We start from the raw sequence: 12,869 nt of genomic DNA, 5'->3' as shown, positions 1-12,869 counted from the left end.
ATGACGGCTGACCCTGTAGCCACGAACAGCACCGGCGCCGGACGACCCCCGTACCGCGAGGTCACGGACGCCCGCGGCCGGGTGTACCGGATCGGCGAGACCGACCGGGACATCCTCGGCCACTCCCGCAACCTCATGGTGTACCTGCCCTGGGTGGCCATGATGGCCATCAGCGTCTTCGAGTACGCGTACGGCTCCGCGGAGGACACCCTGTCCCACGCGCACGGCTGGACGCAGTCCAACACCTTCTGGATATTGAGCGTCTGGGTGTTCTTCCAGGCCGGCATCGCCTTCCCGGCGGGCTGGCTGCGCGAGAAGGGCATCCTGACCGCCCGCCGCGCCATGTACACCGGGTCCTTCATGTGCCTGCTCGGCTTCCTGGCGCTGTCCCACATCAGCGAGATATGGCTGGCGATCATCGGCTTCGGCGTGGTCGGCGGGCTCGGCTCCGGGCTGGTCTACGCGACCTGCATCAACATGGTCGGCAAGTGGTTCCCCGAACGCCGGGGCGCCCGCACCGGGTTCGTGAACGGCGGCTTCGCCTACGGCTCGCTGCCGTTCATCTTCATCTTCAACTACGCGTTCGACACGGCCAATTACCACCGGGTCCTGGACCTGATCGGTGTCTACGTGATGGTCGTGGTCCTGGTCTCGGCGTTCTTCTTCAAGGACCCGCCGAAGAACTGGTGGCCGGCCGACATCGACCCGCTCGCCCGGTCGGCGGACGCGAAGACCGCGACGGCGCTCGCCAAGAACCCGCCCGCGGTGAAGCAGTTCACGCCGAAGGAGGCGATCCGCACCGGCATGCTCCCGCTGATGTGGATCTCCATCGTCCTGACGGCCGGCGTCTCGATCTTCGGCATCTCGTTCCAGGTGGACTTCGCCAAGGACGTCGGGTTCGGCCCGCTGGTCGCGGCCTCGTCGATGGGCGTGATGGCGGTCATCAACGGCATCGGCCGCGGTGTCGTCGGCTGGCTCTCCGACCGGCTGGGCCGCAAGCCGACGCTGGTCTTCGTGATCGTCGTGCTCGGACTCGCCCAGTTCGGCGTGATCTGGGCCGGTGACATGAAGAGCGAGTGGCTGTTCCTGTTCTTCGCCTTCCTGTCCGGCTTCGGCGGCGGCGCCTTCTACCCGCTCTTCGCCGCCCTCACCCCGGACTACTTCGGCGAGAACTACAACGCCACCAACTACGGCCTGGTCTACAGCGGCAAGCTGATCAGCGGCCTGTTCGGCGGCGGCCTTGGCTCCATGGTGGTCGGCGCCTGGGGCTACAACGGCGCCTACGCCCTGGCCGGCGGCATCTCGATGCTGGCGGCGGCCATCGCCCTCCTCCTCCGGCAGCCGGGCCGGCCCGGAACGGGCGCGACGGTGGCCGCGGCACAACCACAGACGGCCGGCTGACCGTCGGCGCGCCGGGTCCCGGGCACGCATCCGGGACCCGGCCGCGCTCCGCCCCTCGGACGTCAACGGGGGTCGAGGGCTCGGCGGGCGGCGTCGATGAGGTGGTGTGCGTCGGCTCCGTGGACGGCGGACTCGCGGAGGGTGCGCCAGGTGCGGAGATAGAGGGCGACGGAATCGGCGTCGTCCAGCCAGAGTTCGGCGTGCCAGGTCTCGGTGACCACCTGGCGGTCGTCGTAGAGCCAGAAGGCGGTGGCCGGGGGGATCTTCAGGGATGCCGACAGCGGGATGATGCCCAGCTCGACCGTGTCCAGGCCGATGGCGCCCGAGAGACGGTCCAGCTGAGCCAGTAGCACCGAGGGCGGGCAGATCAGGGCGCGGAGAGCGGCCTCCCAGAGGATGAGGTGAAACCGCTTCGAGGAGTCGTACAAGGCCTCCTGGCGCTTCATGCGGGAGCGGACGGCTTCCTCGGTGTCACGCGGCGACCGCTGAAGCTCGGCGTACCGGGTGAAGACCGACCGGGCGTAGTCCGGCGTCTGCAGGATTCCGAAGATCATGGAGGACTCCCAGCCCCGGAACACCGAGGCGTCGGCGTGCGCCCCGAGGTGGGTGTCCTGCACCGGCTTGTGCCCCGAGGCCAGCTGTCGACGCCACGACCGGATGTGCGACTCGAACCCCCTGAGCCTGGCCAGCAATTCGTCGCACGCCTCCGGCTGGCCGGTCACGTCGGCCCACTTGCGCAGGTCGTCGGCCGTGGGGGTCTGCCTGCCGTTCTCCAGCTTGCTGACCTTCGATTTGTTCCAGCCGTATGCGTCGGCCAACTGCTGACCGGTGAGACGGCCGCCCAGGGCCGACATCCGGAGTTCGCGCAGCCGCACGCCGAGCGCCTCGCGCGCCTGCTGATAGTCCGTGCTCACCGGTCAGCGACCTGCCTTACTCCTTCGCGGCGAGGTGCGCCGCGACCTGTTCGTACGGGACGGCGTAGTGCATGGCAGCATCTCGGGCCTGCGCGTACCTCAGGACCGCTGCGGGCTCGGTGATCAGCTCCACGTTCCGCAGGTTGTCGCCGTCGTCGAAGTTGAGGAGAGCGACCAGCCGGGAGTCGAACAGCCAGAAGTCCTCTGCGGGCAGACTCGCGCGGTCGGCGTCGGCGCGCGGCAGGCTGTAGATCTTCTCGCCGGCGGCACTGTTACGCCGGGCGTTTTCGAGGAGGTAGAGCTGTCCGGCGGTCGGCGGGCTGTCGATGACGCGGGCACGCTCGAACCGCTTGCCCATCGCGGTCTGCTCCAGGCGTTCGGCGCACCATGCGGCGTCCACTCCGTCCCAGTTCACGGCCTCGCCACGGGTGAACTGGGCGTAAGTGGCGGTGGCTTCGTCGGAGGCGTATCGGCGCCGCGTCTCCAGCCGCCAGGCAGTGTGCTCGAAGCGGGTGAAGAGCCGGTCGAACTCGTCCAGCCCGATGATGTCCTGCACCCGGTTGACCTCCTTCGGTCCGAAGTCGACGAGTAGCGCGCGGGGCACCACGATGGGCACCTCACCCTCGTGCAGATGCTGGAGCTGGCCGAGGTCCGCAGGGTCGGTGAGCGCCGGGCCGTGCACGATGACCTCACCCGAGTCGAGATCCTCGTGCACAGCAGGGCACCCGTTGACTCCACTGCCCGTGCCGTTGAAGCGCAGTCGTCGGGTCATGATCAGTTCCTTTCGTCAGAGGACTGATCTCCACAGCTTGTCCGAGTCCGGTGGCCGCTGACCGGGGTTCGGGCGACCTTTATCAGCAACTTCCCGCAACCGGAGAGAGGCGTCAAGCAACTTCGCGCAACTTCCATCGCCCTCCCCAACGCGCCAGCCCTAGCGTCAGCTTCATGGCACCGAAGAAGTCAAAAGACATCCGCGACACCCAGACGGCCGTCGAGACGCTCAGAGCCGCCCTGAACTCCGCGGGGATCGTCTTCCCCTCGCTGCGGGCGGATCCGGCGTCGCCCGCGCTGGGACTGGTCGAGCTGGGACGGGTACGCGCGGACGTCGCCGTACACCTCGCCAAGGCGCTGGAGAAGGAGCCCCCGGAGTGACCGCCGAGAACGGCGAACCGCCGGTCGGCGCCCTCATCGACACCGCGCGCGACCGGCTCGGGTACGTCATGGGTCGCGAGGGGCCCTGGGTCCAGCTGCGGCCGGTGGCCGGCGGGCGGGAGTGGGACGCCGAGCCCGCTCTGGTCCGCCGGGCCACCGACGAGGAGCGCTTGAGGGCCGTGGCCGAGCGCACCCGCGCCATGAACACCTTCAGCAGCGGCAGGATCTTCGGATGACCGGCCGCGGCCGGCGCGTGACTCCCGTGCGCACGGGCCGGGTTCAGGACTGCGCCCGCTCGTGGTACGACCGCCGCGTGTGTTCCGTGTGTTCGCGCATCAGGCGGGTCGCGAGCTGTTCGTCGCGGGACGTGATCGCCGCGATCAGTTCGCGGTGCTCGATCCAGGACTGGTGGCCGCGCTGACGGGCCACCGGCGTGTAGTACCAGCGGACCCTGCGGTCGACCTGGGCGGCGAGTTCGGCGAGGACCGTGTTGCCGGCCAGGTCCATGACCTTGGTGTGGAAGGCGGCGTTCAGGGCGACGGCGCCGTCCACGTCGTCCGCGGCGACGGCCTTCTCCCCCTCCGCGCACAGCGATTCGAGCGCGGCGACTCCCGCGCTGTCCGCGTGGGCGGCCGCCAGCCGCGCCGCCTCGGCCTCCAGCAGGGTGCGGACCGTCAGGAGCTGGTCGGCCTCGTCCTCGGTGGGCTCGTGGACGAACGCCCCCTGGGCGGGCCGCAGATCGACCCAGCCCTCGGTGTTCAGCCGCTGCAGCGCCTCGCGCACCGGCTGCCGGGAGACCCCGAGGTGTCCGGCGAGTTCGCTCTCCACGAGGTGCTGGCCCGGCTGGAGGGAACGGGTGGTGATGAGTTCCAGCAGTGCCTCGTAGACCCGGTCGCGCAGCGGTCCGGGGCGTTCGAGCTTGGGCACCGCGCCCTGCGGCAGTCCGGCTGACAACATCGGGTCCCCCTTCGGCAGACACCCGTCACGAGCGGACACTCCGTGCGAGGCTCAGTATCGATTGTCTTTCGTCTACAGTCTACGGCGCACATCTGCCAGGGGAAGCGGGAGTCGGCCTCGTCACACCGCCGTGCGCTCAGGGACAGCGCACGACCTGTCCGGCGTACGACAGGTTGCCGCCGAAGCCGAACAGCAGGACGGCGTCGCCGCTGGACACCCCACCCCGCTCGACCAGTTTGGACAGGGCCAGCGGGATGCTCGCGGCCGAGGTGTTGCCGGACTCGGTGACGTCCCTGGCGACCACCGCGTTGACCGCGCCGATCTTCTGCGCGAGCGGCTCGATGATCCGCAGGTTGGCCTGGTGCAGGACGACGGCGGCGAGGTCGAGCGGGTCCACCCCGGCCTTCTCGCAGGCGCGCCGGGCGATCGGCGGCAACTGCGTGGTGGCCCAGCGATAGACGCTCTGCCCCTCCTGCGCGAACCGCGGCGGGGTGCCCTCGATGCGTACCGCGTGGCTCATCTCGGGGACGGAACCCCACAGTACGGGGCCGATCCCGGGCTCCTCGCCGGGCCCGCAGGCCTCCACCACGGCCGCGCCCGCCCCGTCGCCGACCAGCACGCACGTCGTGCGGTCGGTCCAGTCCGTCACCTCGGACATCTTGTCGGCGCCGATGACGAGCGCACGGGTGGCGGCGCCGGCCCGGACGGCGTGGTCGGCGGTGGCGAGCGCGTGCGTGAAGCCGGCGCACACGACGTTGACGTCCATCGCCGCGGGCTGCGGGATGCCGAGCCGGGCGGCGACCCGGGCGGCCATGTTCGGGGAGCGGTCGATCGCGGTGGAGGTGGCGACCAGGACCAGGTCGATGTCCGCGGGGGTGAGGCCGGCCGCGGCGAGGGCCTTGGCGGCGGCGTGCGCGGCCAGTTCGTCGACGGGTTCGTCGGGGCCCGCGATGTGCCGGGTGCTGATGCCCACCCGGCTGCGGATCCACTCGTCACTGGTGTCGACCATGTCCGCCAGGTCCTGGTTGGTGAGCACCTTGGCGGGCTGGTAGTGGCCGACGGCGGCGATGCGCGAGCCGTTCATGGGTGGTGGATCCCCCTCGTTGCCTCGGTATGGGCCCACCAGTCTGTTCAGTGACTCACGGGTACGACGGCACGTAAGGCCACAGGAAACGGGCGTCCGAGTTGTCGGCTTCTTGCAGACCCCCGGACGCCCGGCCGTTCTCCCGGTTCAGCCGTTGAACAGCTGTGTCGCCTTCTGTACGAGTTCGTACACACCGTAGGCGAAGGGCGCGCCGACCCAGAGCCAGGCGACGGCGATCAGCCAGCGGCGGTCGGGCTCATGCAGGCTGCTGTCGTTCGACATCGACGGCCTCCCTGGGTGCGGGGATGTGGTGGCGGGCGTTCACCGGCCGGATCAGCTCGTTGGCGACGAACCCGACGACGAGCAGGCCGATCATGATGCCGAAGGACAGGGTGTACAGGTCGGCGCCGTGCTTGCCGGCGTCCTTCTGGTGGTCGGCGATCCGGTTGACGATCAGCGGTCCGAGCACACCGGCCAGCGACCAGGCGGTGAGCAGCCGGCCGTGGATCGCGCCGACCTGGTAGGTGCCGAAGAGGTCCTTCAGGTAGGCGGGGACGGTGGCGAAGCCGCCGCCGTAGAAGGAGAGGATCACCAGCGCGCACAGGATGAACAGCGGCTTGGAGGAGTCCCCGAACAGGGTGATGAGCAGGTACATCAGCGCGCCGACGCCGAGGTAGACACGGTAGATGTCCTTGCGGCCGATCAGGTCGGAGGTGGACGACCAGCCGATGCGTCCGGCCATGTTGGCGGCGGACAGCAGGGCGACGAACCCGGCCGCCGCGGACACCGTGACCGGGGTGGAACTGTCGGCGAAGAAGTCCGTGATCATCGGGGCGGCCTTCTCCAGGATGCCGATGCCCGCGGTGACGTTCATGCAGAGCACGACCCACAGGCACCAGAACTGCGGAGTGCGGATCGCGGTGTTCGCGGAGACCTGCACGCCCTCGAAGGCGCTCGGCGCGTCCGCGACCGGCTTCTCGCTGCGGGGCACCCGGATCAGCAGCACGCCCAGCGTCATGAAGACGGCGTACGACAGTCCGTGCACGAGGAAGGCGAGGGCGATGCCATCGTTGTCACTGCCGAAGGAGGAGAGCATCTGCGCGGACCACGGCGAGGCGATCAGCGCGCCGCCGCCGAAGCCCATGATGGCGATGCCGGTGGCCATGCCGGGCCGGTCCGGGAACCACTTGATCAGCGTGGAGACGGGCGAGATGTAGCCGATGCCGAGGCCGATGCCGCCGACGAAGCCGTAGCCCAGGACGATCAGCCAGTACTGCTTCGTCTCGGCGCCGAGAGCGGAGATCAGGAAGCCGGTGGAGAAGCAGATCAGGGCGACCGTCATCGCCCAGCGCGGCCCGTTGCGTTCGACGAGGGTGCCGCCGAACGCGGCCGACAGGCCGAGCATCACGATCGCGAGCTGGAAGGGCAGCGCGCTCTGGGTTCCGCTGAGGTTCAGCGCGGATTCGAGCGGCGGCTTGAAGACGCTCCAGGCGTAGGCCTGGCCGATGGAGAGGTGGACGGCGAGGGCGGCGGGCGGGACGAGCCAGCGGCTCCAGCCCGGCGGTGCTACAGGGGGGCTGCTCATGAGTCCCGAACGGTAGGCGGGCGTCCGGTGGTTGAGAACCCGACGACCGGATCGTATGCGATGAGCGGTATCCAGAATGCGCCGAACGGTCATGGCCGGAACCCTTGCCGCCCCCTAGTCCATACTGTAGACAATATTTCGTCGACATCTTCCGGCCCCTGTCGGGCCACCTCCGCGGTATCCCTCAAACCGAACGGAGTGTTCCGTGAAAGTCGCAGTCCTCGGCGCCGGTGCGATCGGCGCCTACGTCGGTGCCGCGCTCCACCGCGCGGGCGCCGACGTGCATCTCGTCGCCCGTGGACCGCACCTGGCGGCCATGAGGCAGTACGGAGTACGGGTGCTGAGCCCGCGCGGCGACTTCACCGCGCACGCCCACGCCACCGACGACCCGGCCGAGGTCGGCCCGGTCGACTACGTGTTCCTCGGTCTGAAGGCCCACTCGTACGCGGCGTGCGGGCCGCTGATCGAGCCGCTGCTCGACGAGCGCACGGCGGTGATCGCGGCCCAGAACGGCATCCCCTGGTGGTACTTCCACCGGCACGGCGGCCCGCACGACGGCCACCGCGTCGAGAGCGTCGACCCGGCCGGCGCGGTCAGCGCCGTACTCGCCCCCGAACGCGCCGTCGGCTGCGTGGTCTACGCGGCCACCGAACTCGAAGCCCCCGGCGTGGTGCGGCACTTGGAAGGCACCCGGTTCTCGATCGGCGAGCCGGACCGCAGTGTGTCCCAGCGCTGCGTGCGGTTCAGCGAGGCCATGCGGACCGGCGGGCTGAAGTGCCCGGTCGAGCCGGACCTGCGCAACGACATCTGGCTCAAGCTGCTCGGCAACATCTCCTTCAACCCGATCAGCGCGCTGGCCCGCGCCACCATGCGGCAGATGTGCCTGCACGGCGGCACCCGCCGAGTCATCGAGATCATGATGCGCGAGACGCTCGACGTCGCCGAGGCGCTCGGCTGCGAGGTCGGCGTCTCCATCGAACGACGGCTCGCGGGCGCCGAGAAGGTCGGCGACCACCGCACCTCCACGCTCCAGGACCTGGAACGCGGCAAGCCGCTGGAACTCGACGTGCTCCTCGCGGCCGTCGTCGAACTGGCGGAGATCACCGGCGTGGAGGTGCCCACCCTGCGCACCGTGCACGCCCTCTCGGACCTGCTCGCGCTGAGGAGCGCCGCATGAGGAAACGGCAGCAGAAGACGTACACCCGGCTCACCCACCCGCTGGTCCGGGACTCCCGCGACGAGCCGTTCCGGCGGGCGAGCTGGGAGGAGGCCCTGGACCGGACGGCCCGCGGCCTGGAACGCAACCGCGACGCGTTCGGGATGTTCTCCTGCGCCCGCGCCACCAACGAGATGAACTACGTGGCCCAGAAGTTCGCCCGGGTGGTGATGGGCACCAACAACGTCGACTCCTGCAACCGGACCTGTCACGCGCCGAGCGTGGCCGGACTGAGCGCCGCCTTCGGCTCCGGCGGCGGCACCTCGTCGTACGAGGAGATCGAGCACACCGACGTCATCGTGATGTGGGGCTCCAACGCCCGCTTCGCGCACCCGATCTTCTTCCAGCACGTGCTCAAGGGCGTCAGGAACGGCGCCCGGATGTACGCCGTCGACCCGCGCCGCACCTCCACCGCCGAGTGGGCGGAGAGCTGGCTCGGGCTGAACGTCGGCACCGACATCCCGATGGCGCACGCGATCGGCCGGGAGATCATCCGCGCCGGACTGGCCAACGAGGGCTTCGTCCGGCGGGCGACGACCGGCTTCGAGGAGTACCGGGCGCTCGTCGAACCGTGGACGCTCTCGCTCGTGGAGAAGGTGACCGGCGTACCGGCCGCCGCGATACGGGAGTTGGCGCACGCCTACGCCCGCGCCGAGCGGGCCCAGCTGTGCTGGACCCTCGGCATCACCGAGCACCACAACGGCACCGACAACGTCCGCGCGCTGATCAACCTCTCCCTGCTCACCGGCCACGTGGGCCGCTACGGCGCGGGACTGCAGCCGCTGCGCGGGCAGAACAACGTGCAGGGCGGCGGCGACATGGGGGCGATCCCCAACAAGCTGCCGGGCTTCCAGGACATCCTCGACCCCGACGCCCGGCTGAAGTTCGAGTCCGCCTGGGACACGGTCATCCAGCCGCACCACGGACTGAACCTCACCGAGATGTTCGAGGCGATGGAGGAGGGCACGCTCAGGGCGGTCTACTGCATCGGCGAGAATCCGGCCCAGTCGGAGGCCGACAGCGAGCAGGCCGTACGACGGCTGCGGGCCCTCGACTTCCTCGTCGTCCAGGACATCTTCCTCACGAAGACGGCGGAGCTGGCGGACGTGGTGCTGCCGGCCACCGCCGGCTGGGCCGAGACCGAGGGCACGACGACCAACAGCGAGCGCCGGGTCCAGCGGGTGCGCCGGGCCGTGACCCCGCCCGGCGAGGCCCGCGAGGACATCGACATCCTCTGCGACCTGGCCGGCCGCCTCGGCCACGCCTGGAAGTACGCCGACGCGGAGGCCGTCTGGAACGAACTGCGGTCGGTCTCCCCCGACCACTACGGGATGACCTACGACAGGCTCACCGAGCACCAGGGCATCCAGTGGCCGTGCCCGAGCACCGAACGGCTCGAACCGGCTTACCTGCACGGCAGGTTGTGGGAGAAGGACCCGGCACGGCGCGGCACGCCGGCCCCCTTCGGACTGGTCCGGCACGATCCGCCGGTCGACCTCACCGACGAGGAGTACCCGGTCCGGCTCACCACCGGGCGGCGCCTTGACTCCTACAACACCGGTGTGCAGAGCGGCGGTTACGCCTCCCCGCTGCGGCGCGGCGAGTACGTCGAGCTGTGCCCGGAGGACGCCGAGCGGTACGGGGTGACGGTCGGCGAGGAGGTCCTGGTGTCCTCGCGGCGGGGCTCGGTGGTGGCCCCGGTCTGGGTCGACACCGCGCTGCGCCCCGGCCTCGCCTTCATGACCATGCACTTTCCCGACGAGGTGGACACCAACCAGCTGACGATCGAGGCCAACTGCCCGATCGCGGGGACGGCGGAGTTCAAGGCGTCGGCGATCCGCATCGAGAAGCTTCCGGTCGCGACCATCGTGAGGTGACAAGGTGGACCTGCACTTCGGCGACAGCAAACCGACGGACGACGAACGGGCCGCCGTCGACGCCCTGCTGGGCCCTCCGGAGTCCTCCTGGGAGGGCGCCGACCGCTCCGACGCGGACCTGCGGTGGGCCCGCGGCGGACGCCCCGCGCGCGACCGCCGGGACCAGCTGCTGCCGGGGCTGCACGCGATCAACGACCGGATCGGCTGGATCAGCGAGGGCGCCCTCGGCTACCTCTGCCGCCGCCTGACGGTCCCCCCGGCCGAGGCCTACGGCGTGGCCACCTTCTACGCGATGTTCTCCGTCACGCCGCGCCCGGCGACCGTCCTGCACGTCTGCACCGACCTGGCGTGCACGGCGGCCGGCGCGCGGGAACTCCTCGCCGGCACCGAGCGGCGGCTCGGCCCGGACGTCCACCTGGAGCACAGCCCGTGCCTGGGCCTGTGCGAGCGGGCACCGGCGGCCCTCGCCATCCGGGCCGGGGATCCGGTGCGCACGGCGGTGGCGGCGCCCGCGACGGCCGGCTCGGCCGTCCTCGCGGCGACCGCGCCCGACTCGGCACCCGAGGAACCGCCGCCCGTCGCGGCCGTGCCCCAGGCGGGCCGGGCCGGTCTGACGCTGCTGCGGCGGGTCGGCGTCGTCGACCCGGCCTCGCTCGACGACTACCGGGCGCACGGCGGCTACACCGCGCTGCGCCGGGCCTTCGACCTCGGACCCGCCGGAGTCATCCGCGAGGTCACCGACTCCGGCCTGGCCGGACGCGGCGGCGCCGCCTTCCCCACCGGCCGCAAGTGGCAGGCCACCGCGTCCCAGCCCGACCACCCGCACCACCTCGTCTGCAACGCCGACGAATCGGAGCCCGGCACCTTCAAGGACCGCGTGCTCATGGAAGGCGACCCGTACGCGCTGGTGGAGGCCATGACGATCGCCGCGTACGCGATCGGCGCCCGCCACGGCCACATCTACCTCCGCGGCGAGTACCCGCGGGCCGCCCGCCGGCTCCGGCACGCGATCGGCCGGGCGCGCGCCCGCGGCTTCCTCGGCGACGACGTCCTCGGCCAGGGCTTCGCCTTCGACATCGAGATCCGGCGCGGCGCCGGGGCGTACATCTGCGGTGAGGAGACGGCCCTGTTCAACTCCGTCGAGGGGTACCGGGGCGAGCCGCGCTCGAAGCCGCCGTTCCCGGTGGAGAAGGGGCTGTTCGGGAAGCCGACGGTCGAGAACAACGTGGAGACGCTGGTCAACGTCCTGCCGGTGCTGACCATGGGCGCCGCGGCGTACGCGGCGATCGGGACCGCCGGGTCCACCGGGCCGAAGCTGTTCTGCGTGTCCGGGAGCGTGGACCGGCCGGGCGTCTACGAGCTGCCGTTCGGGGCCACGCTCGGCGAACTCCTCGACCTGGCCGAAGTGCGCGGGAACCTGCGGGCGGTGCTGCTCGGCGGGGCCGCGGGCGGCTTCGTACGGCCCGACGAACTCGGCATCCCGCTGACCTTCGAGGGCACCAGGGACGCGCACACCACGCTCGGCTCCGGTGTCGTCATGGCCTTCGACGACACCGTCCCGCTGCCCGGACTCCTGCTCCGCATAGCCCGGTTCTTCCGCGAGGAGTCCTGCGGGCAGTGCGTGCCGTGCCGGGTGGGGACGGTCCGGCAGGAGGAGGCGCTGCTCCGGATCTCCGGGCGCACCGGAGCCGACGCCGCCGACGACATCGCGCTGCTGCGCGAGGTCGGCCGCACGATGCGGGACGCCTCGATCTGCGGTCTGGGCCAGACCGCGTGGAACGCCGTGGAATCCGCCATCGACCGTCTGGGGGCCTACGAATGACCGTCACACCGCTGGGGATCCCGCGCCGCCTGCTGGAGTTCACCCTCGACGGCGAGCCGGCCCGGGTGCCCGAGGGCTCGACGATCCTGGACGCCTGCCGGGCGGCCGGGACGGACGTGCCGACGCTGTGCGAGGGCGACACCCTGCGCCCGAAGAACGCCTGCCGGGTGTGCGTGGTCGAGGTGGAGGGCGCCCGGACCCTGGTACCGGCCTGCTCCCGCAGGGCCGAGCCCGGGATGGTGGTGCGCACCGGCACCGAGCGCGTCCGGCACAGCCGCCGGATCGTCCTGGAGCTGCTGGCCTCCTCGGTGGACCTGTCGACGACCCCGCGGGCCGCCGCATGGATCAAGGAGTACGAGGCGAAACCGGACCGCTTCGGCCCGGACGCGGCCCGTGTGGAGGAGGAGCCGCGGGTCGACAACGACCTGTACGTGCGCGACTACGGCAAGTGCGTCCTGTGCTACAAGTGCGTGGACGCCTGCGGCGACCAGTGGCAGAACAGCTTCGCGATCTCGGTCGCCGGGCGCGGCTTCGACGCCCGGATCGCGGTGGAGCACGACGCCCCGCTGACCGACTCGGCCTGCGTCTACTGCGGGAACTGCGTGGAGGTGTGCCCGACCGGGGCGCTGTCGTTCAAGTCGGAGTTCGACATGCGGGCGGCGGGCACCTGGGACGAGGACCGGCAGACGGAGACGACCACGGTGTGCGCGTACTGCGGTGTGGGCTGCAACCTCACGCTCCATGTGCAGGACAATGAGATAGTCAAGGTCACCTCGCCGCACGACAATCCGGTGACCCACGGCAACCTCTGCATCAAGGGCCGTTTCGGCTACCAGCACGTACAGAACCGGGGCTGATCAG

Annotated in this window: 13 protein-coding genes; 7 read left to right on the top strand and 6 right to left on the bottom strand. The window is 70.7% G+C overall.

Translation table 11 applies throughout. The features are described 5' to 3' along the window. On the top strand, nt 1-1,401 hold the full coding sequence (locus tag ACIQOE_RS40930) for an OFA family MFS transporter (RefSeq protein WP_401417153.1): 1,401 nt from the start codon (nt 1-3) through the stop codon (nt 1,399-1,401). Between the two features lie 62 nt (nt 1,402-1,463). Here the strand turns inward: ACIQOE_RS40930 and ACIQOE_RS40925 are convergent, their stop codons facing one another. Then, complete coding sequence (locus tag ACIQOE_RS40925) at nt 1,464-2,315, bottom strand: helix-turn-helix domain-containing protein (RefSeq protein WP_399011382.1); 852 nt, start codon at nt 2,313-2,315, stop codon at nt 1,464-1,466. Between the two features lie 16 nt (nt 2,316-2,331). Continuing rightward, nucleotides 2,332-3,087 carry a DUF6879 family protein gene (locus ACIQOE_RS40920; RefSeq protein ID WP_399011380.1) on the bottom strand — a complete coding sequence of 252 codons (756 nt, stop codon included), beginning with the start codon at nt 3,085-3,087 and terminating at the stop codon, nt 2,332-2,334. Nucleotides 3,088-3,260: 173 nt separating this feature from the next. Here ACIQOE_RS40920 and ACIQOE_RS40915 point away from each other — a divergent pair, with 173 nt between their 5' ends. Both ACIQOE_RS40915 and ACIQOE_RS40910 read left to right on the top strand, forming a co-directional pair. Continuing rightward, nucleotides 3,261-3,467 (top strand): hypothetical protein, encoded by a 207-nt coding sequence (locus ACIQOE_RS40915; protein WP_365557717.1) that lies wholly within the window; start codon nt 3,261-3,263, stop codon nt 3,465-3,467. Next, nucleotides 3,464-3,703: a hypothetical protein gene (locus ACIQOE_RS40910; protein WP_401417168.1), complete on the top strand. Its 240-nt coding sequence runs from the start codon at nt 3,464-3,466 to the stop codon at nt 3,701-3,703. Before ACIQOE_RS40915 ends, ACIQOE_RS40910 begins: the two co-directional genes overlap by 4 nt. A 43-nt stretch (nt 3,704-3,746) precedes the next feature. On the opposite strand, the gene ACIQOE_RS40905 is transcribed toward ACIQOE_RS40910, so the two are convergent. The 4 genes from ACIQOE_RS40905 to ACIQOE_RS40890 all read right to left on the bottom strand — a co-directional run bounded on the left by ACIQOE_RS40905 (nt 3,747) and on the right by ACIQOE_RS40890 (nt 7,093). Beyond that, nucleotides 3,747-4,424, bottom strand: a complete 678-nt coding sequence (locus tag ACIQOE_RS40905; protein WP_351315067.1) for a GntR family transcriptional regulator — start codon at nt 4,422-4,424, stop codon at nt 3,747-3,749. Between the two features lie 136 nt (nt 4,425-4,560). Further along, nucleotides 4,561-5,508, bottom strand: coding sequence for a beta-ketoacyl-ACP synthase III (locus tag ACIQOE_RS40900; protein ID WP_365557720.1), 948 nt, complete (start codon nt 5,506-5,508; stop codon nt 4,561-4,563). A 147-nt stretch (nt 5,509-5,655) separates the two neighbouring features. Next, nucleotides 5,656-5,790 (bottom strand): hypothetical protein, encoded by a 135-nt coding sequence (locus ACIQOE_RS40895; RefSeq protein ID WP_351315073.1) that lies wholly within the window; start codon nt 5,788-5,790, stop codon nt 5,656-5,658. Further along, nucleotides 5,765-7,093: an OFA family MFS transporter gene (locus ACIQOE_RS40890; RefSeq protein WP_401417151.1), complete on the bottom strand. Its 1,329-nt coding sequence runs from the start codon at nt 7,091-7,093 to the stop codon at nt 5,765-5,767. Before ACIQOE_RS40890 ends, ACIQOE_RS40895 begins: the two co-directional genes overlap by 26 nt. Before the next feature lie 205 nt (nt 7,094-7,298). On the opposite strand from ACIQOE_RS40890, the gene ACIQOE_RS40885 reads away from it, so the two are divergent. From ACIQOE_RS40885 to ACIQOE_RS40870, 4 genes are read left to right on the top strand one after another with little or no spacing between them, the layout of a single operon-like run. Further along, nucleotides 7,299-8,270 carry a 2-dehydropantoate 2-reductase gene (locus ACIQOE_RS40885; RefSeq protein ID WP_362183160.1) on the top strand — a complete coding sequence of 324 codons (972 nt, stop codon included), beginning with the start codon at nt 7,299-7,301 and terminating at the stop codon, nt 8,268-8,270. Next, nucleotides 8,267-10,186: a molybdopterin oxidoreductase family protein gene (locus ACIQOE_RS40880; protein WP_401417150.1), complete on the top strand. Its 1,920-nt coding sequence runs from the start codon at nt 8,267-8,269 to the stop codon at nt 10,184-10,186. The genes ACIQOE_RS40885 and ACIQOE_RS40880 overlap by 4 nt, the downstream gene beginning before the upstream one ends. Nucleotides 10,187-10,190: 4 nt before the next feature. Beyond that, on the top strand, nt 10,191-12,008 hold the full coding sequence (locus tag ACIQOE_RS40875; RefSeq protein ID WP_401417149.1) for an NAD(P)H-dependent oxidoreductase subunit E: 1,818 nt from the start codon (nt 10,191-10,193) through the stop codon (nt 12,006-12,008). Next, a complete protein-coding gene (locus ACIQOE_RS40870; protein ID WP_365557726.1) occupies nt 12,005-12,865 on the top strand; it encodes a 2Fe-2S iron-sulfur cluster-binding protein in 861 nt (286 codons plus the stop codon). The genes ACIQOE_RS40875 and ACIQOE_RS40870 overlap by 4 nt, the downstream gene beginning before the upstream one ends. Nucleotides 12,866-12,869 lie beyond the last annotated feature (4 nt).

The sequence above is a fragment of the Streptomyces sp. NPDC091282 genome (assembly GCF_044757385.1).
Taxonomy (GTDB): Bacteria; Actinomycetota; Actinomycetes; order Streptomycetales; family Streptomycetaceae; genus Streptomyces; species Streptomyces gramineus.
This window is presented reverse-complemented; position numbering and strand designations above follow the sequence as displayed.